Origin of the sequence: Acinetobacter sp. CIP 53.82 (genome assembly GCF_000369465.1) — a bacterium.
Taxonomy (GTDB): domain Bacteria; phylum Pseudomonadota; class Gammaproteobacteria; order Pseudomonadales; family Moraxellaceae; genus Acinetobacter; species Acinetobacter indicus.
Genome location: NZ_KB850045.1, coordinates 692,486 through 713,915, shown reverse-complemented (window position 1 = coordinate 713,915; position 21,430 = coordinate 692,486). Strand labels below are relative to the sequence as shown.

Sequence of the window (21,430 nt, the reverse complement as noted above, 5' to 3'; positions counted from 1 at the left end):
TTACATCCATTGTACTGCTTACTTTTGTAAGGATTTGTTCGCTGCTTGTAAACCTGCAACTTTCCAACCTTTTTCCAACCTTATATTGGTATGCTAAACAAATAACGTACTAAAGTACCTTATACCTTAGCCGTAAATTTAACCTGATTTAAACACAGGATTATTGTAAACGGTAAATAGACCGCAGATTATAAAAACCATCAAAGGAAGAGAATTATGCGTTATGTAGATCCCAATCAACCCGGTTCAAAAGTTCAATTTAAAGCACAATACGAAAACTTTATTGGTGGCGAGTGGGTCGCCCCTGTAAAAGGCGAATACTTTGAAAATATATCTCCTGTGGACGGCAAAGTATTTACCAAAGTCCCACGCTCATCGGCAGAAGACATTGAACTGGCTTTAGATGCAGCCCATAAAGCCAAAGCACAATGGAACAGTTCATCTCCAACGACACGTTCTAATATTTTGTTAAAAATTGCAGATCGTTTAGAACAAAATCTAGAATTATTGGCAGTGGCAGAAACATGGGATAATGGTAAACCTGTACGTGAAACATTAGCAGCCGATATTCCCTTAGCGATTGACCATTTCCGCTACTTTGCAGGCTGTATCCGTGCGCAGGAAGGTGGAATTTCTGAAATTGATGAAGATACCATTGCCTACCACTTCCACGAGCCATTGGGTGTGGTTGGACAAATTATTCCATGGAACTTCCCTATTTTAATGGCGACATGGAAACTTGCACCTGCATTGGCTGCGGGTAACTGTATTGTGCTTAAACCTGCAGAACAAACGCCTGCCAGTATTTTAGTTTTGGTTGAACTCATTCAAGATTTATTGCCTGCAGGCGTATTAAACGTAGTCAATGGTTATGGTGTAGAAGTTGGACGTCCATTGGCGACAAATCCACGTATTGCCAAAATTGCATTCACAGGTTCAACGCAAGTTGGTCAGTTGATCATGCAATATGCCACTGAAAATATTATTCCAGTGACCTTGGAACTTGGTGGTAAATCTCCAAATATTTTCTTTGAAGATATTATGGCGCAAGATGATGACTACTTAGATAAAGCTCTTGAAGGTTTTGCTATGTTTGCGCTAAATCAGGGTGAAATCTGTACCTGTCCATCACGTGCGCTAGTACAGGAAAGTATTGCTGACCGTTTCTTGGAAAAAGCCATTGAACGTGTTAAGCGCATTAAAACAGGTCACCCATTAGACACTGAAACCATGATTGGTGCGCAGGCTTCACAAGAACAACAAGATAAAATCTTGGGTTGTATCGCAACAGGCCGTGCCGAAGGTGCACAAGTTTTGACAGGTGGTGGTGAACGTCAGGAAGTGGGTAGCGGTTTCTATATTGAACCGACCATTTTCAAAGGCACCAATGATATGAAAATTTTCCAAGAAGAAATTTTCGGCCCTGTGCTTTCAGTCACTACATTTAAAGACTTCGATGAAGCCATTAAAATCGCTAACGATACCATTTACGGTTTAGGTGCTGGGGTTTGGTCACGTTCTGCGCATACCTCTTACCGTGCAGGCCGTGCAATTCAGGCAGGTCGTGTCTGGACCAACTGTTATCACATTTATCCTGCACACGCTGCCTTCGGTGGTTATAAAAAGTCAGGTATTGGCCGTGAAAACCACAAGATGATGTTAGAACATTATCAACAAACCAAAAACTTGTTGGTGAGCTATTCAACTAAACCTGCGGGCTTCTTCTAAAGACTCGTCTTTAGAATTCCAACAGCGTTGAAGTTACCGTTTCAACCTGCGCCCGATGTATTTGCATCGGGCGTTTTTATTGCGACATAAAATGCTATGACTTTCGCAGCACGCTCTTTCAGCGTGTTATAAACCGGAAGATCAAGTTAAAAGTCTATCCTTTATTAAAGTATTACACTTTAGTTCAGGATTATTTCACGTTACATTAAATCTCCCTTTCAGCCTGAAGTATCTGCCATGTTCGATTTACCCGACACTGTCTATGCCATTCAACATCTTGCATTTGAAGACCTCGGCGCGTGGGAAGATGTCCTGTATGAACAAGGTTTACGGGTACGGTATTTTGAAGCTGGTGTGGAAAATCTAGAAAAGGCGTTTGCACATGAAGGATTAGTGATTATTTTGGGTGGCCCAATTGGCGTTTATGAAATCACAGACTATCCTTTCTTACAACAAGAAATAGACTTACTAAAAGTACGTTTAGAAAAGAATTTACCAACTATTGGTATTTGTTTGGGTGCACAGCTCATTGCTTATGCCTTGGGTGCCAAAGTCTATGCCGGCCATACCAAAGAAATTGGCTGGAGTACGCTCAGTCTGGCAGATGCCGTCCATCATCCACTGGCAGCATTAGCCGATACACCGGTCTTGCATTGGCACGGCGATACTTTTGATTTACCAGCACAGGCTGAATTACTGGCCAGCTCCGACCTGTATCCGAATCAGGCATTCCGGGTCGGACCACATATTCTGGCACTACAGTTTCATGCTGAAGTTGCAGCAGACAGTTTAGAAAAATGGCTGATTGGCCATACCTGTGAATTACGTCAGGCCCAGATTGATATTCCCACCTTACGCGCCGCTCATCAGCAATACGCGCCGCAACTGCAACAGGTTAGCGCGACGGTTCTTGGTCAGTTTCTAGCCGGCTTAAAATCTCAAAGCTGACCGGAAAGCTTTAAATTGTCCTTACATTTATCATCGTCATAAAAAAAGCACCCTGAAGCGGGTGCTTTTTGTGCTGTTCTTGCGATTATTTTTTCGCAGCAACAGAAGCTTCAGTGGTGATGTTTACAGTAATTTTATCACCTACATTTGGTACAAAACCGGCGATACCAAATGCTGAACGGTCAAATGACGTGGTGGCATTAAAACCAACAGTTGCCGCTTTGGTCATTGGATGTGGACCTTGTTTGTTCAGTACCGCATCCAGAACTACAGGTTTCGTTACACCTTTCACAGTTAAATCACCTGTGATTTTAAAGTTCTTTTTGTCCTGAGTTTCAACTTTGGTACTTTTGAAAGTAATAGTTGGATATTTTGCTGCATCAAACCAGTCTGCTGCCATTAAGTGCTCATCCAGCGCTTTGACGTTGGTGTTCAGGCTGTTTAATGGAATAGTCACGTTGACAGATGATTTTTCTGGCTGTTTCTCATCAACATTAATGGTACCTTGAATGTTAGAGAAGTTACCTGATGGCGTAGAGAAACCGAAGTGATCCCAGCTAAATACAGTTGCCGTATGGGTCGGGTCAATTTGATACGCCACTGGTTTTGCCAACGCAGCTGTTGCTACTGAAGTGACCGCCAAACCAAGTACAAGTGCTTTAAAGTTCATGCTTTTATCTCGCTTTTTGAATGCTTATTAGTGTATAGATTTCTTGTTAGAGTTCATTGCTACAGATAAAACGTTCTGTTGCAGCAATGAAACGATTAACGCATGGATGCCGTTACAGACTTTGTTTATATTGAATAAATCCGGTCTTGTGTGCCACTTTATCATACAATATTTGTGCAGTTTGATTGGCTTCTTGTGTCAGCCAGTAAACCCGGTCGCACTGGCGTTTTTTGGCTTCCATATAGACCTGTTCAATCAGTAATCTGGCCACACCCTGCCCGCGATAATCGGGGTGGGTAAATAAATCCTGCAAATAGGCATAAGGCTTGAATGTCCAGCAGCTGTCATGTTCAATCACATGTACAAAGCCGACCATCTGCTGTTCAAGCAGGGCTGCAAAACCATACATATGCGCAGACTCGGCTGATGTCAGACGCTGCCAGGTATGGGCACTCAGTTCATCTGATAACTTGGTTTGATAAAAGGCCTGATAACCGACCCAAAGTGCTTGCCATTGCGGCTGACTGGTCTGTGCCAAAGGCACAATACTGATTGCTGTCATGTGGGTCTTCTTTTATATCATTCAGCCTTTTAAACTAGCATAAAAAAACGCCCCATTCGGAGCGTCTTTTTTGAAATTTCTGAGCGATTAAGCCGTCAGTTCTTTCACCGCAGCAACTACTGCTTCCGTGGTAATACCAAAGTGCTGGAACAAATCTTTGGCTGGTGCAGATTCGCCGTAAGTGGTCATACCAATCACGCGGCCGTCCAGACCCACAAATTTCCACCAGTAATCGACATGCGCTGCTTCAACTGCAACACGGGCACGGATATTCGATGGCAGAACCGCTTCACGATACGCCGCATCTTGCTGCATGAATTCTTCAGCACATGGCATAGATACTACACGTACACCTTCAAGCTGTGCATGTGCTTCCATCGCCAAGGCCACTTCAGAACCAGTCGCAATGATGATTGCTTTCAATTCCCCTTTTTCTTCAGCCAGCACATAACCACCTTTGGCCGCGTTTTCAATTTGCGCTTGAGTACGCGCCTGGAATGGCAGGTTTTGACGAGAGAAGATTAACGCAGATGGACCTTCCGCACGGCTTAAAGCAGATTTCCAGGAAATCGCAGCTTCAACCGTGTCACATGGACGCCATGTGTTCAGGTTTGGCGTACCACGTAACGATGCAATCTGCTCAATTGGCTGGTGCGTAGGACCATCTTCACCCAGACCGATCGAATCATGGGTATAAACATGAATTACGCGTTGCTTCATTAACGCCGACATACGCACGGCATTACGCGCATATTCCATGAACATTAAGAATGTTGCTACATAAGGAATGAAACCGCCGTGCAGCGCCACACCGTTGGCAATCGCGGTCATACCAAATTCACGTACGCCGTAGTGTACATAGTTACCTGCGGCATTGTCTTGTACGCCCTGGCAACCTTTCCAAAGCGTCAGGTTTGAACCAGCCAGGTCCGCAGAACCACCCAATAATTCAGGTAATAATGGACCAAAAGCCTGTAGCGTATTCTGGCTGGCTTTACGGGTCGCAATGGTTTCTGCTTTCGCGTTCACTTCAGCAATATAGGCATCGGCCTGTGCCAGGAATTCTGCTGGTAATTCACCGCTTAAACGGCGTTTTAATTCAGCCGCTTCTGCAGGATATTTTGCTGCATAGGCAGCAAAAGTAGCATTCCAGGCAGCTTCAGTTTCAGCACCTTTGGTTTTCGCATCCCAAGCAGCATACACATCTTCAGGAATTACAAACGCTTCATCGGTCCAGCCCAGCGCTTCGCGGGTTAACACGATTTCATCATTACCCAGCGGTGCACCGTGGCAATCTTCTTTACCCTGTTTGTTTGGTGAACCTAAACCGATAATGGTTTTACAGATAATAATGGTTGGTTTAGCGGTTTCAGCTTTGGCAGCCACAGTTGCTTCACGAATAGCATCTGCATCATGACCATCAACTTTCAGTACTTGCCAGCCATAAGACAGGAAGCGCTGTTCAGTGTCATCAGAGAACCAGCCTTCAACTTCACCATCAATTGAAATACCGTTGTCATCATAGTAAACCACCAGTTTACCCAGACCTAAAGTACCGGCCAGTGAACATACTTCGTGAGAAATACCTTCCATCAGGCAGCCATCACCCAGGAAACAGTAGGTGTAATGGTCAACCACTTGCATATCATCTTTATTGAACTGCGCTGCCAGTGTCTTTTCAGCCAGAGCAAAACCAACCGCATTGGCAATACCCTGACCAAGTGGACCAGTGGTGGTTTCAACCCCTGGTGCATAGCCGTATTCCGGGTGACCTGGTGTTTTAGAGTGTAGTTGACGGAATGCTTTTAAATCTTCAATTGAAAGATCATAACCGGTTAAATGTAACAGCGCATAATGCAGCATAGAACCATGACCATTGGATAAAACAAAACGGTCGCGGTTAGCCCATTGCGGGTTTGTCGGGTTATGATTTAAAAATTCACGCCACACCACGTCAGCGATGTCTGCCATCCCCATCGGCGCACCTGGATGTCCGGAATTTGCTTTTTGCACGGCATCCATAGCCAATACACGAATTGCGTTTGCAATACGACGTTCATTAAGCGGGGTCGTCATAGGTCAGAGTCCAAATAAATCGTTTAATAAAGGAAGATGAATAGGAATTCAAAACACTTCTATTGTCTTAAAAAAAGCGTATGGGGTAAAGCCTCAGCGGTAATTTTTCGGTATTTATTCGTTTGCCTGCGCATTTTCGTACAATTCCTGGCTAGAGGCATGAGAAAATTGAAGTTCTGGCGAATAACCGGGTAGCTCATCCGGATTTCCCCGTTACATAACTGACCTTTTTGGATGGTTTTTTATACAAAAAAGCGCTCATTGTGAAATTCATTCAATTTAATTCAAAACTGCACAATCCTGCTCAACAGTAACAGACTTCATTTTAGAGCATGATGACGACCAAAAGATGACAGACAGCATTTCCCCAAAACTCTAAAAACAAGATAATTGGTTGATTCCTAATATAAATTATAAGAATACAGCCGCTTTTAAAATAGTGATTTATTGAATTAAAACTCAAGTTTATCCGGATGATGAATCTATACCGTTTTGGATTTTATATCAGTTTTTTAAATGCCTATATCAGATAAAAAGTCATTGAATTGAAATAAATTCAGCCAATTTGGTCGTATTGAGCTAGTCCTAAAGTCTAACTCGATGTAACATATTGCGTCTTTTGAAATAACTGTGATAGGACTTATGCGCGAGTACGCTGTATTTACCTCGGAATCTGTAAGCGAAGGCCATCCAGATAAAATGGCTGACCAAATCAGTGATGCCATTTTGGATGCAATCTTAAAAGAAGACCCATATGCGCGGGTTGCTTGTGAAACGCTTGTAAAAACCGGTGCGGTCGTACTTGCGGGTGAAATCACAACCACAGCCAATGTGGACTTTGAAGCGATTGTACGTCAAACCGTAAATGGTATTGGCTATCATCATTCTGACCTCGGCTTCGATGGTTCAACCTGTGCCGTGATTAACATGATTGGTAAACAGTCACCAGAAATTGCTCAAGGTGTAGACCGTCAAAAACCTGAAGATCAGGGTGCTGGCGACCAGGGCTTGATGTTTGGTTATGCCAGCCGTGAAACGGATGTGCTGATGCCTGCGCCAATTTCTTATGCGCATCGCTTAATGGAAAAACAGGCTGAACTGCGTCGTAGCGGTGCCCTGCCTTGGTTACGTCCAGATGCGAAAAGCCAGGTGACTTTTGCCTATGAAAATGGCAAACCGGTACGTTTAGATGCGGTGGTACTGTCAACCCAGCATGATCCTGAAATCAGTCAAGCACAGCTGAAAGAAGCCGTGATTGAAGAAATCGTGAAAAAGATCATCCCAGCTGACATGTTCCATGCTGACACCAAATTCCACATCAACCCGACCGGGATGTTTGTGATTGGTGGCCCAGTGGGTGACTGTGGTCTGACTGGCCGTAAAATTATTGTAGATACCTACGGTGGTATGGCGCGTCATGGTGGTGGTGCCTTCTCTGGTAAAGACCCATCGAAAGTAGACCGCTCTGCTGCTTATGCCGGTCGTTATGTGGCGAAAAATATTGTCGCTGCTGGCCTGGCAGACAAATGTGAAATTCAGGTGTCTTATGCAATTGGTGTGGCGGAGCCAACTTCAATTTCAATTAACACCTTTAACACCGGTAAAGTGGCTGATGAACTGATTGTTCAGCTAGTTCGTGAACACTTTGACCTGCGTCCATACGGCATTACCCGTATGCTGGACCTGTTACAACCAATGTACAAGCAGACTGCTGCCTACGGTCACTTTGGCCGCGAAGGTTCAGACACTGCCTTTACCTGGGAAAAAACCGACAAAGTCGATATCTTAAAAGCCGCTGCTGGCCTTTAAGCTCTGAAGATATTAAAAGACCCATCCACGTGATGGGTCTTTTATTGTCTGCTTTATCGCAATTCTGGGCAGAAATATCATTTTATAAAAACATAAACTGTTTACAATAAGATGGAACATTTAAAACAGGATGAACATGATGGCAGTAATTCTTCAGGTTGATTTCCCTTCAAATGGCCCTTTTGGCGCAGAAATGGCCACGGCCTATCGCGAGCTGGCAGCCAGTATTAACCAGGAACCAGGTCTCATCTGGAAAATCTGGACCGAAAATAGTGACACCCAGCAGGCTGGCGGGATTTACCTGTTTGATACAAAGCATCATGCAGAACAATATTTACAGATGCACACGGCGCGTCTGCAAAGTTTTGGCATCGACAAGATTCACGGGAAAATTTTTGACATTAATACTGAACTGTCGGTGCTGAATCAGGCCGCTTTTCTGGCGCATCCCGCTAAACGAAAGTTGAGTTAAGCTCATCAGATTCAAGGAATCCAGTTAGCTGGATTCCTGTTTTAAGACTTCCAATAAAGTCGGCTGTGTCGGGGTTTCCTGATGGTCCTGCAAATAGACATGCACGACTTTAAAAATAACCGCAAAGGCCAGACAACTTAAAATACAGAACATCCAGAAACCATAAGGACTACGAATATTGTGTGAACCGCAATTTGGACATTCTTTTTCTGTTGACGCCACCACTTGATTGCAACATGAGCAATGGTATTGATGGTACAGCATAGGCAGTTCTCCTAATTTACTGTAATTCTTGTTTTTATTTTTACATCATGCGAAAAACGCTTTTTGTAATATTGTTTTATCTTATGTGAGCCTGTGTAGCATAGCAAGCTCTATTACTGGTGAGTCTATGTAAGCTTAAGTAAACCCTGCCTGCTTTTGTTGACTTTATTTATCTTTTTATGCACGCTTTCAGACACTTAAGCTGCTGCTTTAACACCGTATTCTCTGCCAATAATTTTATCGGACTACTCTTAAGTCAGATGCATCCGGCTGCTCTTTTGTTTAAACTAGCGGACTGAAATACAGGAGGATGAAGATGGTACAATTGATCAAAAAAGGCGGATTACGCGAACGCGCCAACCGCAGCCGCCGTTTTCATGGCTCTGAAAATACCGAAACCACTCTGGCACCAAACCGTTATTCATCTGCCCATAAAAAAGCAGAAACGGCTGTTTCTGCTTTGGTTAGTGAACAGGATCAACCAGATTCTGAATCAGAACATACCGATGGCGTCATAGCCCAGCCACAGGGCAAAAATCAGGAATAAGGCGCCCGATAAAATATCAATATAACTGCCTGAACGCTGGTACACTGCCTTAATTTTCGGCTGTGACAATAACAGCATCAGCAACACAAAGGTCAGGAAGGTTTGCAGCGGAATAATCACTGCCAGCTGTGCTTTTAAATAATCACTGGCCGATGAACTGAGCGCCAATGAAAATACACTGCTAAAATAAATCAGGGTTTTAGGATTAGATAAATTGGTGAACAGGCCCAGTAAAAAATAGTTTTTCTGTGCAGAGCTCTGTGCCTGCACATCCTCCAGTGCACTAGACTGTTTTAAACTGCGTAGTCCGCCACTGAGCATGGCCCAGCCCATTTTCGCCAGAAACAAACCGCCTATCAGCATCAATACCTGCTGAATCCATGGAAACTGCTCGACCAGAACGGTAAAGCCCAGCAGGGTTAAAACCACCCACAGCACAATGCCCAATGAAATTCCGGCAATAATATGAATGGTATTGCGACGTGTGGTCGATGCCGAGCTTTTGGCAATCAGAATAATATCGGGGCCGGGACTAAGCTGTGCCACAAAATGTAAGGCACAAATGGTCAACAGTAAGGACATAACACAGGGAGAAGCTTAAAAAGTCATTTATTATATCGCCCGTTCAAAAATATACGAGCACTGCAAGCATAAAAAAACCGAATCCTTGCAGATCCGGTTTTTCAAATAAAGATGGCTTAGTGTTTATTCACATCTTTCATTTCAATTTTTTTGCTTCTGGCGTCACTTCGCGCGCTTCACCATCAATAATAGTCGAGTCGCGGCCCGCCTGCTGGTTTTGCATGTCCTGCATCTGACGCATCAGATCGGCGAACGGATTCTGGCCTTGTGCACCACCACCCATGCCATTCATATCGCCCATCATGCCACCCATCATCTGGTTCATCATGGCTTGCTGACGTTTCATCATCGCTTTCATCATGGCCGCTTTAAAGGCATTTTGTACGCCCGGAATCATAATCAGCACAGCCAGCACATCGGTGATCAGACCTGGAATCAACAGCAGGAAACCTGCAAAGATTTTAGGCAAGTTATTGCTTAATGCCGGATCTGCACTCATTTGTCCCATCTGCATCTGCTGCATTTGTGGCATGATGCCCGCAGAATACTTACGGATCAGATTCATACCAATAAAGAAGGCGGCAATAAACCAGAAGAACACGTACCACATGCTACCGACCAGGTCACCCACGCCGATCCAGACGAATACTTCCAGAATTAAACCAGCCAGAATAATAAGAAATAATTTCATGAAAATTAATCTAATCTCAACAAAATAAATAGAGTGCAGGCATCAACTGCTTAATCAGCATCAAGCTTTTTTTGACACGCTTATGTAACAATATGGGCATTATTCTATTTTTAAAGTGCAGGCCTGTCATTAATATTTTCAATGACAGACCTGAGCTTTATGCTGTAGCACGATAAAAATAAACATAAGCCGCATACACGAGCAGCAGCCACAGCCCGATAAACACTGCCGCGGCCACTGTACTGCACGGCTTTTGACTGTAGATGTACAGTATAAACCCCGAAACTTAAGCCAAAATGAAGATGCAGCCTTTTTTACCAAGATAACCTATATATTGTCCCTGCTATTTTTAATAGCAGCTCCAGCGAGTTTGAAGCATTGTTGATAGTCTTGAGTATCCGCACCGGTTGCTGCAAATTCCCTCACACAATACCGCTGTAAAATCATATAATTCATTTTGATGTAATTTTTTAAGGCTTGGCATGTCACTGATTATTGGTATCGATCCCGGTTCCCGGCTTACCGGTTACGGCATTATTGAGCGTGATGGCTCAAAATTGCGTTTTGTAGATGCCGGCACCATTCGGACCGAAACCACGGAAATGCCTGAACGCCTGAAACGTATTTTTGGTGGTATTGACCGGATTGTAAAATTTCATGGCCCGACTGAGGCCGCAGTTGAACAGGTTTTTATGGCGCAAAACCCGGACTCGGCACTGAAACTGGGGCAAGCGCGTGGTGCTGCCATTGCCGCACTGACCAATCTGGATTTACAGGTGGCGGAATATACCGCCCGCCAAATCAAGCAGTCTGTGGTCGGCTATGGGGCAGCCGATAAAGAACAGGTGCAGATGATGGTGATGAAGCTGTTAAATTTAAGCATTAAACCGCAAGCTGATGCAGCTGATGCGCTGGCCGCTGCCATCTGCCATGCCCACGCCTCCGGCAGTATGAGCAAAATGGCGCTACTGAATGCCCTGGGTGGTATGGCGCGCGGCCGTAGCCGTTCTAGCAGCAGACGGCGCTAACTGGAAGCCATCTTGATCCCGGTGAGGGGATGTCCAAATCGGGAGTTTCTACTTAACGGATCATCTGGAAATGGGTGTATTCACGTTCTGCCGGATCAAACGGGATGCGCTCAATTTTAGTGACCTGTGCCCGCAATGGTCCAACCAGACTGCGTTTCAGAATTTCCTGAATCTGCATTTCCTCGCCAATAATTTCTGCTTCGACATCACCATTGTCCAGATTTTTGACATAGCCGGTTAGCTGCAGTTCTTGCGCCTGCTGTTCAAACCAGCGGCGATACCCCACGCCCTGCACATTTCCCTGAATAATAATTTTAAGTGCTTGCATCTCTCACCTGTTCACGACCTGATAAATGGCCTGATTCATCTGCTGTGCCTGAAGTCCGCGCATACCGGATTCCGCCAGTACATCTCCAGCTTGCGCATGTAAAGTGACAATCTCATGTAAACTGAGTTCAGTATGATATTGCGCTTTTAAACTGGCGATCATGCCGGACAGGACATCGCCCATGCCACCTGTGCCCATTCCGGCATTGCCGGCAGTACATAGCCAGAGCTGATCTTCCAGAATCAGGCTGCCCGCGCCTTTAAGCACCCACTGGCCGCCATAACGAGCCTGTAATTCCTGAATAGCCTGTAAGCGGTTCTGCTCAACTTCCATTGTCGTTAGGCCTAAAAGTTTCGCTGCCTCACCCGGATGTGGCGTTAAATAACTACCTTCAGGTAACTGCTGCGGATGTGCGGCCAGAAACCATAAGGCATCGGCATCGAGTACCCGTTCCAGTTCAGCCTGTAACAGTTTCGGCAACCACATCGCATATTGACAAGCCGCCCAGTCATCACGTCCAAGTCCCATACCAAAACAGATGGCATCGACCTGCTGTAGCAGCTGTTCAATGGCATCATCCTGCAAGCTGTTAATATCACGCAGCATGATATTCGGAGCGCGACTTAAAATGGCGGTATGATGTTTGGCATCACAGACCACGGTTACTTTGCCACAGCCAGCCGCAAACGCCGCTTCCGCCGCCATTATTACCGCGCCGCCCATATCGGCATGACCGCCGACCACCAGCACATGCCCATAACTGCCTTTATGACCAAAAGCCTGACGTGGCGGCAACTGAATCTGGGTGGGTGCCAGCTGGGCGATGGCGTGTAATTCGGCATCGGGAGGAATGGCGGCAATCAGCTCCACCTGTCCAGCGTAGGCTTTGCCCTTACCGGTAAAGAGTCCGGCTTTTAAACCCAATACGCTATAGGTCAAATCGGCCTGAATTGCGCAAGGTAAAGGCTGACCACAATTGGCATCCAGGCCACTTGGAATATCAATTGCGACTTTCAAGCCGCGCTGCTGATTCATCTGATGAATAATCTGTTGCCACTCAACGCTCAGTTCACGATTCAGGCCAATCCCAAACAGCGCATCAACATAGACCTCATAAGCCTGTTGAAACCGAAAACCGGATTGAATATCTAGGCCAGCCGCTTGGGCCTCGCGTTCAGCCTGCTGCAAATCAGGCGAGGGTCCGAGTTCAGCCGCATAAATATGCACCTGAAAACCGGCCTGCTGTAAATATTTGGCCAGTAGATAGCCATCCCCGGCATTATTGCCCTGCCCGCAGCAAACGGCGACAGATTGATAGTCGTGCTGCTGTAAAACGGGAACGACGCGCTGGGCAATCGACCAGGCCACCTGCTGCATCAGGCCATAAGACGAGTTTTGCCGAGCAAACCAGCGCTGCTCCCATGCTTGAATATCACGGCTATGATAAACTTGTGGATGCATTGTTTTTCCCTTGTTTTGTCATTATGAACTCATCACCTGCCATGCAAAATATTCCGGTCAATCAACTCGATCCCGTCCAGTTAAAAGCATGGATTAAAGCGCAGGCTTTAGCACTGGGCTTTGCTGATTGTGTCATTGCCCGGCCCGATGCTCAAGCAGAATTACCCCGTTTGGAAGCCTATTTAGCGCAAGGTTATCAGGCAGATATGCATTTTCTGGGCGAAAATCTGGAGAAACGTGCCAACCCGGCTTTACTGGTGCCGGGCACCAAAAGCATTATTTGTGTGCGCATGAATTATCTGGTCGATCGGCCTGCGCCAAGACAAGTCCCAGATGCACCCAATAGCGCCATTATTGCGCGTTATGCCCGCGGCCGTGATTATCATAAAGTCATGCGTGGTCGTCTTAAAACTCTGGCCAGCCGAATTCGGGACAAAATCGGTGATTTTGAATCGCGCCCTTTTGCCGATTCAGCCCCGATCTTTGAAAAATCGCTGGCCGAAAGTGCCGGCATGGGTTGGACCGGTAAACACACCCTGCTGATTCATAAAAAATCCGGTTCGTTCTTTGTATTAGGTGAGCTGTTTAGCTCGCTTGAGTTGCCGTTTGATGAACCGGCCACGGCGCACTGCGGTTCCTGTAGTGCCTGTATCGACATCTGCCCGACCAAAGCCATTGTGGAACCCTATGTGCTGGATGCGGGCAAATGTATTGCCTATTTAACCATTGAATATAAAGGCATTATTCCAGAAGATTTGCGCCGACCGATTGGCAACCGGGTTTTTGGCTGTGATGACTGCCAGTTAATTTGCCCCTGGAACAGTTTTGCCCAGCTGACTCCGCTGGATGATTTTGCCCCGCGTCATGGGCTAGACCGGATGAGCCTGCTGGAACTCTGGCAATGGGATGAAGCCACCTTCCTGGCCTGCACCGAAGGCAGTCCACTCAGACGGACCGGTTATCAGAGTTTTAAACGCAATATTGCGATTGGTCTGGGCAATGCGCCTTATTCCGCAGATATTATTGCCCAGCTACAACAGGCCAAAACGCCGCATGATGAGGTGGTGAATGTGCATATTGACTGGGCCATTCAGGAGCAGTTGACCAAATCTGCATAATTTTTCATTTCTTTACCTGAGCTCACAGATCCCCACACAAGCCCTACAGCGCGTGGTACTGAATTGTGGCTCAATAGAGGAATCCAACAGAAAAGATGTTGTCATCAGGAGGAATTTATTATGCAAACGCATCATAAAAACCAACAGCAGCAGAAACAACAGCAAAAGCAGGAACTTGAACAGCAGACTGAACATTTAAAACAGCAACAGCAGCAACCCCAAGGGCCTATTGATAGCCCTAAAAACAACCAGCATGAACAGGATGACCGGATGCTGAATAAACAGCACCGTGCCGATCTGCAAAACCAGAACATGCACGGCAACCATCGTGAATAATGCTGAAGTTCATGTTCCCTCACTCAACAAAGTCCACTTCAGGTGGACTTTGTTTTTGGATTACGTCATATTTTGCTAATGAAGCGCCTGCTGCTTTTGCTTAATATGCAGTATGCAAAATATGGATAATTAGGGACAGACTTATGAACAGTATGCGTCCGGTACGTAATGATTGGTCTCGTGAAGAAATTGAGGCACTTTATCAGCAACCGTTTTTAGATTTGGTTTTTGAGGCGCAGCGTGTACATCGTGAGCATTTTGCTGCCAATACCATTCAGGTGAGTACCTTACTCTCGATTAAAACCGGTAAATGCCCGGAAGACTGCAAATACTGCTCTCAATCGGCTCATTATGATTCACAGCTGGAAGCTGAAAAACGTATTGCCGTTGAAAAAGTGATTCAGGAAGCCAAGGAAGCGCTGGAATCAGGTTCTTCACGTTTTTGTATGGGCGCAGCGTGGCGCAATCCGCATGAACGCGATATGCCTTATGTGCTGGAAATGGTGCGTGAAGTAAAAGCGCTGGGTCTGGAAACCTGTATGACGCTGGGTATGCTGAACCAGTCTCAGGCAGAACGCCTGAAAGATGCCGGCCTGGATTATTACAACCATAACCTCGATACTTCGCGCGAATACTATGCCAATATTATTAGTACCCGCAGCTTCGATGACCGTTTAAATACCCTAGAGCATGTGCGTAATGCCGGCATGAAAGTCTGTAGCGGCGGTATTGTCGGTTTAGGTGAAGATACTCAGGACCGGATTGGCCTGTTACATGAACTGGCCACCTTGCCGATTCATCCGGAATCTGTACCGATTAACATGCTGGTGCCAATTGAAGGTACACCACTGGCCGATGTAGAAAAACTCGATGTCACCGAATGGATTCGTACCATTGCCGTGGCGCGCATTATCATGCCAACCAGTTATATCCGCCTGTCTGCCGGTCGTGAATCTTTATCCGATTCAGATCAGGCCCTGGCTTTTATGGCCGGTGCCAACTCGCTGTTCTCGGGTGAAAAACTGCTAACCACCCCAAATGCCGGTGAAGGTAAAGACCGTCAACTGTTCCAGAAACTGGGACTGGTGGCGGAAAAAGCCAAACCGACCGTTCAGGAACTGTCGGTAGATGCGATGGCTGTTTAATCCGCATCACACGAAAAAGCCCATCTTCTGGATGGGCTTTTTTTTATGAGGTAATTAACAGGCCATAATTGGCATTCAGATACATACCCGGTTTAATCAGATCGGCACCATTGGCATGATAAACCGTGAGTTCCTGCTGGATGACATCAAAATGGAAGGCATCAAAACAGTCCTGATGCTGACACAACCAGGCCAAGGTATCGCTGAGCTGATCATCTACAATATAGGTCGGGGCATTAAAATCTTTGGCCATGTGCACATTCAGTTATAGAGAGATGACAGGATTTTAGCCTGAAACGGCAGTAAATAAAGCAGCTTGGAATGAGATTTAAATATTTAAAGGCGGAGATGAGCCTGCGCAAATGTTGATGCAGTGTATAAACAAAAAAGAAGTGGGTCTAGCCCACTTCTTTGTTGAATCTGGTTTGATCCCCTCTATGATTTATTGGCCCCACACTTACGACACTCAATATGCGCACCAATTTCCTCCATTTGCTCATATTCATAAATATGTAAGCAGAAAAAGTTTTTTAATAATTGAAGCATCCTAACACTCCTATTTTTGATTATTTTTTCATTCAGCTTCTTGCCGCTTATTTCATCCTGAAACAAGCATAACCAAAATTGGTTATACTCATTTTTTAACACATTTTTTAAAAAGATCAAGTGTTATTTCAAGGACTTCTTTTGAACGTCATTCATCATAATTATTGAATCTTTTACTCTATATTCAAATAGCTAGCGCATTTTTGGGTTTAAAACTGGTGCAAAACAGATTTTTTGTAATCCCCTCTTGATTTCATCACGCAAGTGTTTAGGATGAAAAAACAGCCTTTTTCGGCAATGATGCCTCGGAAAAGTAATCAAGAAACAAGACATTATTTAAACAACAAAAAATGGAATAAGGATATCAACATGCTTGGACGTATGATGTATCAACCGTTATTGATTAGCTCGCTGATTGAACATGCAGCACGCTATCATGGCGATACACCCATCATTTCAAAAAATACCGATGGCAGTATGAGCAGCACCGACTGGGCCGCTGTGGCAGAGAATGCCAAACGCTTTGCCAATGCACTGCAGGCCTTGGGCCTAGAGCAGAGTGACCGTGTGGCGACCATTGCCTGGAACAATCATCGTCACCTGGAAAGCTGGTATGCAATTTCCGGGAGTGGTCTGGTCTGCCATACCATTAACCCGCGTCTGTTTCCTGAACAGCTGATTTTTATTATTAATGATGCCCAGGACCGGGTGGTAATTTTTGATAAAACCTTCCTGCCGCTAATTGTCGGGGTCAAACAGCATTTGCCGCAGGTGGAGCATTTTATCTGTCTGGATGCACCGGATGATGCGGTCCGGGAAAAATTGCCTGAAGTTCAGTTTTATGATGATTTGATTGCCGCCCAGTCCAAGACATTTGACTGGCCAGAACTGGATGAGAATATGGCCAGTTCCCTGTGCTACACCTCAGGCACCACTGGTAATCCAAAAGGCGTGCTCTACAGCCACCGTTCGACCTTATTGCACAGTTATGGCATCAGCCTGCCCGACTCCCTGAATTTATCGGCCAAAGATGTAATGCTGCCCGTGGTTCCAATGTTCCATGTCAATGCCTGGGGCACGCCTTATGCTGCGGCGATGGTTGGCTCAACCCTGGTGTTGCCGGGACCAGGGCTGGACGGTGCCAGTCTGGTACAGCTAATTGATAATTATAAAGTCACCGTGGCCTTGGGGGTACCAACCATCTGGCAAGGTTTACTGGCCGCAGCCAAACAGTCTGGCAGCACACTGGAAAGCATGAACCGCAATGTGGTTGGTGGTTCAGCCTGCCCGCCAGCGATGCTGAAAACCTTTAAAGAGCAGTATAACTGCGACACCATTCATGCCTGGGGCATGACTGAAACCAGTCCGCTGGGTTCTGCCAACCAGCTCAAAGCCAAGCATGAACTGCTCAGTCCGGAGGAGAAAACCCAGCTACGCCTGTCTCAAGGTCGTCCGCCATTTGGGGTGGATTTACGTCTGGCTTCGGCAGAAAAAGGCACCGACTTGCTACCACGTGATGGCCAGACCACTGGCAATTTACAGATTAAAGGCCACTGGATTATCGAGCGTTACTTTGGCAAAGAGGAATCTGCCCTGACCAGTGATGGCTGGTTCGATACCGGTGATATTGCCAGCTTGAACAGTGATGGTTTCCTGCACATTAGTGACCGTTCTAAAGACCTGATTAAATCGGGTGGTGAATGGATTTCATCGGTAGAACTGGAAAATCTGGCCATGTGCCATCCGGAAATTGCCATGGCCGCAGTGATTGCCGCCAGCCATCCAAAATGGGATGAACGTCCGGTAGTGATTGCCATGAAAGTGCCGGACAGCCAGATTACCGAAAGCGAACTACTGGATTATTATGCCGATAAGGTGGCCAAATGGCAGATTCCCGATAAAGTTATTTTTGTTGACAGTATTCCGCTCAGCGGGACCGGCAAAATGCTGAAAAAAGATTTACGCGAACAATATGGTCAGGTGTTGATGGAAGCGCCCGTGTAAATATTGGTCTATGTAGAGATAAGATAGAAAAAGCGCTGATAGATTCAGCGCTTTTTTATGGGATCAACAATGCGATATACCTAAAGATCACAGGTTTTTATATTCACTTAAGCCTGTTTTTTAATCACATGCTCGGCGGAAAAATCGCGATAGGTACGGCGTGAGGCAGTTTGTTCAGGCAATGGCTCAACCTCGTGCATGCTCTGCAGACAGCGTGCAGTCAGTTCAATATATTGCTGGGTGCCATGACGTTTCCAGGCAATTTCCTTGTCTTCCAGTGGCCGCACCACCTTAGCCGGACTGCCAAGTGCCAGGACATTGGCCGGAATCTGGGCTTTGGCTTTCACGGTACTGTTGGCGCCAATAATGGTATTTTCACCAATTTCCGCTTCATCCAAAATCACGCTATTCATGCCAACCAGTACGTTTTTACGAATGATGCAGCCATGCAAAATTGCCCCATGTCCGATATGGCCATATTCTTCTACCAGCGTCACGCTGTCTGGAAAACCATGCACGGTACAGGAATCCTGCACATTGGCATTCTGCTGAATATGGATTCGGCCAAAGTCGGCACGTAAGGCAGCAAATGGGCCAATATAAGCCCCGGCTTCAATAATCACATCACCAATAAGTACAGCAGTTGGATGCACATAAGCCTGCGGATGCACCACAGGAATCACACCATCAATGGAGTAACACGGCATATTTTATTCCTTTAAAATAAGCGGAGTAGATGCTTCCCCACCACGAGGCAAGGAAGCTCTATGAATAAGCTCAAGCCAATGAGCTGGGTTCTTCTATTTTAATACCGCCAAAACGCTTGAAGAATTGCGGATGCGCCGGTGGCATTGAACCTTCCGACGTGCGCGCCAGTTCCATAAAGAATTCTTCTCCGGCACTGACCACACGCTGATACAGGTTGCTACTTAAGTTGCGTGCATTCAGCGATAACCAGTCCGATGGCAGCAGCTCAAACGGCAGGTTCGGATCTTTCAGCAAAATCCGGCGATACTGATGAATCAGCAAAATCCGGATCTGGAAGGCCTGTACCGGGTCCAGTTCATCTTCGGCATCAACCAGATTCAGAAATTCACGGAAATCACCCATGAATTTTTCATAACGCTGATGCAGTTCAGGCACCGGCCAGTTGGTTGCCACCATGCGTTTAATGGTTGGATACGACTCCTGCCATAACTGCAAGGTTTCAGCTTTAAAGATCACCACCTGATCGGTCATTTGCAGATTCAGTAGCAGATTTTGCAGTTTCAGATGATCACAACCCGGATAAGCCATCACGTTGGTGGCAATATTGGCAAAACCGAGCCATTCCAGTTCTTTCTTTAAAATGGCTTTATTTTCCAGCTCGACCGAACTGAGCAGTACCAGATCCCATTTCTGATCCCATTCCTTGTGCTGGAAGCTGTAAATTTTCTGGTCCGCCATAATAAAACGCTGACGGCTGTTTTCGGTAATACGGTAATAACTGGTGCGGCCAATTTTTTCCGATACCAACCAGCCGTTTTGTACCAGACGAAATACGGCGGTACGTACCGAACGTTCATTCAGGCCAAACACATCCATCAGCTGGATCAGGCTGGCCAGACTGATAATCCCACCGCGATGAAAAATACAGTCACCAAATACGGTCATAATCAGCGATGTGCCACTTAAGGCTTCATGCTGAATAAAATCATCAATACTTTGTTTTAGTTTTGGATTCATTGCGATGTATTCACACCCTGTTTGTGAGGGCAATTGACCGCAGTCAATCGCCCACTGAACCTATGCAGACTTTCGGATATCAAATACCCGCTGCGCCTTACCTTCTGAGCGTGGCAGACTACCTTCCGGCAACACATCCACCGTCACGCTAATGCCCACCATGGTTTTAATCTGGGCTTTTAACTGCCCGGCCAACTGGTGCGCCATAACATCATTGGTATCTTTACGCATTTCTGCCTGAATATGCAATGTGTCGAGGTGCCCCTGTTTACAAATATGAATCTGATAATTCGGAATCAGCTGCGGAATATGTAAAATCTGCTCTTCAATTTGTGACGGGAACACGTTCACACCGCGGATAATCATCATATCATCGCTGCGTCCAACGATTTTGTCCATACGACGCATGGTGCGTGCCGTGCCAGGTAACAGACGGGTCAGGTCACGGGTACGGTAACGGATCACCGGCATGCCTTCTTTGGTGATGGTGGTAAAGACCAGCTCGCCCAGCTCACCATCTGGCAGGACTTCACCGGTTTCCGGATTGATAATTTCTGGATAGAAATGATCTTCCCAGATGGTTGGGCCGTCTTTGCTTTCCAGACATTCCATTGCCACACCTGGTCCCATTACTTCGGACAGGCCATAAATATCCAGTGCATCAATGCCCAAGCGCTCTTCAATTTCCTTGCGCATTTCATTGGTCCACGGCTCGGCACCAAAAATACCGGTACGGATAGAACAGTCTTTGGCTGTGCCAAATTTCTTTTCCAGCGCTTCAATAATATTCAGGCAGTAAGATGGCGTAACCATTAAAGCGGTGGGCTTAAAGTCATGAATCAGCTGCGCCTGACGCTCGGTTTGGCCACCCGACATTGGAATAACCGTGGCACCCAAACGCTCTACGCCATAATGCGCACCCAAACCGCCGGTAAACAGACCATAACCATAGGACACCTGAATGGTATCTTTGGCACTTAAACCGGCTGCACGTAAGGAACGTGCTACCACATCTGACCAGGTCTGAATATCCTGCTGGGTATACCCAACCACGGTCGGCTGGCCGGTGGTGCCTGATGAGGCATGCACACGCACAATCTGTTCCTGTGGCACGGCAAACATGCCAAACGGATAGTTGTCACGTAAATCTTGTTTGGTGGTAAACGGGAATTTGGCCAGATCTTCCAAAGTGTTGAAATCATCAGGATGGACCCCTGCTTCATCAAACTTCTTTTGATACACCGGGCTGTTCTGGTAGGCATGCTGCAGCGTTTTTTTCATGCGTTGCAGCTGGATGCTACGTAACTCATCGATTGAAACAGTTTCGATTTTTTCCATTGCATTGTTATTCATCTTATTACTCCTTTTCAATCATCCTGATTGAGTGCTG

Annotated in this window: 21 protein-coding genes and 1 pseudogene; 10 read left to right on the top strand and 12 right to left on the bottom strand. The window is 46.1% G+C overall.

Annotated features, from left to right (window positions below; translation table 11 throughout):
• Window positions 1–216: 216 nt before the first annotated feature.
• Both F905_RS03930 and F905_RS03925 read left to right on the top strand, forming a co-directional pair.
• Window positions 217–1,728 carry an acetaldehyde dehydrogenase ExaC gene (locus F905_RS03930; protein WP_005177426.1) on the top strand — a complete coding sequence of 504 codons (1,512 nt, stop codon included), beginning with the start codon at window positions 217–219 and terminating at the stop codon, window positions 1,726–1,728.
• Window positions 1,729–1,965: 237 nt separating this feature from the next.
• Window positions 1,966–2,676, top strand: coding sequence for a glutamine amidotransferase (locus F905_RS03925; RefSeq protein ID WP_005177425.1), 711 nt, complete (start codon window positions 1,966–1,968; stop codon window positions 2,674–2,676).
• Window positions 2,677–2,761: 85 nt separating this feature from the next.
• Here the strand turns inward: F905_RS03925 and F905_RS03920 are convergent, their stop codons facing one another.
• From F905_RS03920 to tkt, 3 genes are all read right to left on the bottom strand, one after another.
• The gene (locus F905_RS03920; protein ID WP_005177424.1) at window positions 2,762–3,346 is read right to left on the bottom strand and encodes a YceI family protein; all 585 of its coding nucleotides are present in this window, start codon (window positions 3,344–3,346) and stop codon (window positions 2,762–2,764) included.
• Window positions 3,347–3,458: 112 nt separating this feature from the next.
• A complete protein-coding gene (locus tag F905_RS03915) occupies window positions 3,459–3,908 on the bottom strand; it encodes a GNAT family N-acetyltransferase (RefSeq protein WP_005177423.1) in 450 nt (149 codons plus the stop codon).
• A gap of 87 nt (window positions 3,909–3,995) precedes the next feature.
• On the bottom strand, window positions 3,996–5,984 hold the full coding sequence (tkt, locus tag F905_RS03910) for a transketolase (protein ID WP_005177422.1): 1,989 nt from the start codon (window positions 5,982–5,984) through the stop codon (window positions 3,996–3,998).
• 642 nt (window positions 5,985–6,626) lie between these two features.
• Between tkt and metK the strand changes: the two genes are divergently transcribed.
• Together metK and F905_RS03900 are read left to right on the top strand one after the other, a co-directional pair.
• Entirely contained in the window at window positions 6,627–7,793 is a 1,167-nt protein-coding gene (gene metK / locus F905_RS03905) for a methionine adenosyltransferase (protein WP_005177421.1), read from the top strand.
• Between the two features lie 136 nt (window positions 7,794–7,929).
• Complete coding sequence (locus tag F905_RS03900) at window positions 7,930–8,265, top strand: monooxygenase (RefSeq protein WP_005177420.1); 336 nt, start codon at window positions 7,930–7,932, stop codon at window positions 8,263–8,265.
• 24 nt (window positions 8,266–8,289) lie between these two features.
• Here F905_RS03900 and F905_RS03895 read toward each other — a convergent pair whose 3' ends face one another.
• On the bottom strand, window positions 8,290–8,526 hold the full coding sequence (locus tag F905_RS03895) for a hypothetical protein (RefSeq protein ID WP_370459256.1): 237 nt from the start codon (window positions 8,524–8,526) through the stop codon (window positions 8,290–8,292).
• 319 nt (window positions 8,527–8,845) lie between these two features.
• Here F905_RS03895 and F905_RS03890 point away from each other — a divergent pair, with 319 nt between their 5' ends.
• The gene (locus tag F905_RS03890; protein ID WP_005177416.1) at window positions 8,846–9,076 is read left to right on the top strand and encodes a hypothetical protein; all 231 of its coding nucleotides are present in this window, start codon (window positions 8,846–8,848) and stop codon (window positions 9,074–9,076) included.
• On the opposite strand, the gene F905_RS03885 is transcribed toward F905_RS03890, so the two are convergent.
• Together F905_RS03885 and F905_RS03880 are read right to left on the bottom strand one after the other, a co-directional pair.
• Window positions 9,023–9,658, bottom strand: a complete 636-nt coding sequence (locus F905_RS03885) for a LysE family transporter (protein WP_005177415.1) — start codon at window positions 9,656–9,658, stop codon at window positions 9,023–9,025. The two genes, F905_RS03890 and F905_RS03885, sit on opposite strands and share 54 nt — an antisense overlap.
• 116 nt (window positions 9,659–9,774) lie before the next feature.
• Window positions 9,775–10,349, bottom strand: a pseudogene (locus F905_RS03880) (FxsA family protein).
• A gap of 482 nt (window positions 10,350–10,831) precedes the next feature.
• On the opposite strand from F905_RS03880, the gene ruvC reads away from it, so the two are divergent.
• The gene (gene ruvC, locus F905_RS03875) at window positions 10,832–11,377 is read left to right on the top strand and encodes a crossover junction endodeoxyribonuclease RuvC (RefSeq protein WP_005177410.1); all 546 of its coding nucleotides are present in this window, start codon (window positions 10,832–10,834) and stop codon (window positions 11,375–11,377) included.
• A 52-nt stretch (window positions 11,378–11,429) separates the two neighbouring features.
• Here ruvC and F905_RS03870 read toward each other — a convergent pair whose 3' ends face one another.
• Together F905_RS03870 and F905_RS03865 are read right to left on the bottom strand one after the other, a co-directional pair.
• On the bottom strand, window positions 11,430–11,705 hold the full coding sequence (locus F905_RS03870) for an acylphosphatase (protein WP_005177399.1): 276 nt from the start codon (window positions 11,703–11,705) through the stop codon (window positions 11,430–11,432).
• Between the two features lie 3 nt (window positions 11,706–11,708).
• Window positions 11,709–13,166 carry a bifunctional ADP-dependent NAD(P)H-hydrate dehydratase/NAD(P)H-hydrate epimerase gene (locus F905_RS03865; RefSeq protein ID WP_005177396.1) on the bottom strand — a complete coding sequence of 486 codons (1,458 nt, stop codon included), beginning with the start codon at window positions 13,164–13,166 and terminating at the stop codon, window positions 11,709–11,711.
• A 41-nt stretch (window positions 13,167–13,207) separates the two neighbouring features.
• On the opposite strand from F905_RS03865, the gene queG reads away from it, so the two are divergent.
• The 3 genes from queG (at window position 13,208) to bioB (ending at window position 15,765) form a co-directional block, all read left to right on the top strand.
• Entirely contained in the window at window positions 13,208–14,284 is a 1,077-nt protein-coding gene (gene queG, locus F905_RS03860) for a tRNA epoxyqueuosine(34) reductase QueG (RefSeq protein ID WP_005177394.1), read from the top strand.
• Window positions 14,285–14,404: 120 nt separating this feature from the next.
• Complete coding sequence (locus tag F905_RS03855) at window positions 14,405–14,620, top strand: hypothetical protein (RefSeq protein ID WP_005177388.1); 216 nt, start codon at window positions 14,405–14,407, stop codon at window positions 14,618–14,620.
• Between the two features lie 143 nt (window positions 14,621–14,763).
• Complete coding sequence (gene bioB, locus F905_RS03850; RefSeq protein WP_005177385.1) at window positions 14,764–15,765, top strand: biotin synthase BioB; 1,002 nt, start codon at window positions 14,764–14,766, stop codon at window positions 15,763–15,765.
• 43 nt (window positions 15,766–15,808) lie between these two features.
• Here bioB and F905_RS03845 read toward each other — a convergent pair whose 3' ends face one another.
• Entirely contained in the window at window positions 15,809–16,018 is a 210-nt protein-coding gene (locus tag F905_RS03845; protein ID WP_005177384.1) for a hypothetical protein, read from the bottom strand.
• A gap of 662 nt (window positions 16,019–16,680) precedes the next feature.
• Between F905_RS03845 and F905_RS03840 the strand changes: the two genes are divergently transcribed.
• Window positions 16,681–18,315 (top strand): long-chain-fatty-acid--CoA ligase, encoded by a 1,635-nt coding sequence (locus F905_RS03840; RefSeq protein WP_005177382.1) that lies wholly within the window; start codon window positions 16,681–16,683, stop codon window positions 18,313–18,315.
• A 107-nt stretch (window positions 18,316–18,422) separates the two neighbouring features.
• Here the strand turns inward: F905_RS03840 and F905_RS03835 are convergent, their stop codons facing one another.
• The 3 genes from F905_RS03835 to paaK form a co-directional block, all read right to left on the bottom strand.
• Window positions 18,423–19,022, bottom strand: coding sequence for a hypothetical protein (locus F905_RS03835; RefSeq protein ID WP_005177381.1), 600 nt, complete (start codon window positions 19,020–19,022; stop codon window positions 18,423–18,425).
• 70 nt (window positions 19,023–19,092) lie between these two features.
• On the bottom strand, window positions 19,093–20,040 hold the full coding sequence (paaX, locus tag F905_RS03830; protein WP_005177380.1) for a phenylacetic acid degradation operon negative regulatory protein PaaX: 948 nt from the start codon (window positions 20,038–20,040) through the stop codon (window positions 19,093–19,095).
• Window positions 20,041–20,100: 60 nt separating this feature from the next.
• A complete protein-coding gene (paaK, locus tag F905_RS03825; protein ID WP_005177377.1) occupies window positions 20,101–21,393 on the bottom strand; it encodes a phenylacetate--CoA ligase PaaK in 1,293 nt (430 codons plus the stop codon).
• Window positions 21,394–21,430 lie beyond the last annotated feature (37 nt).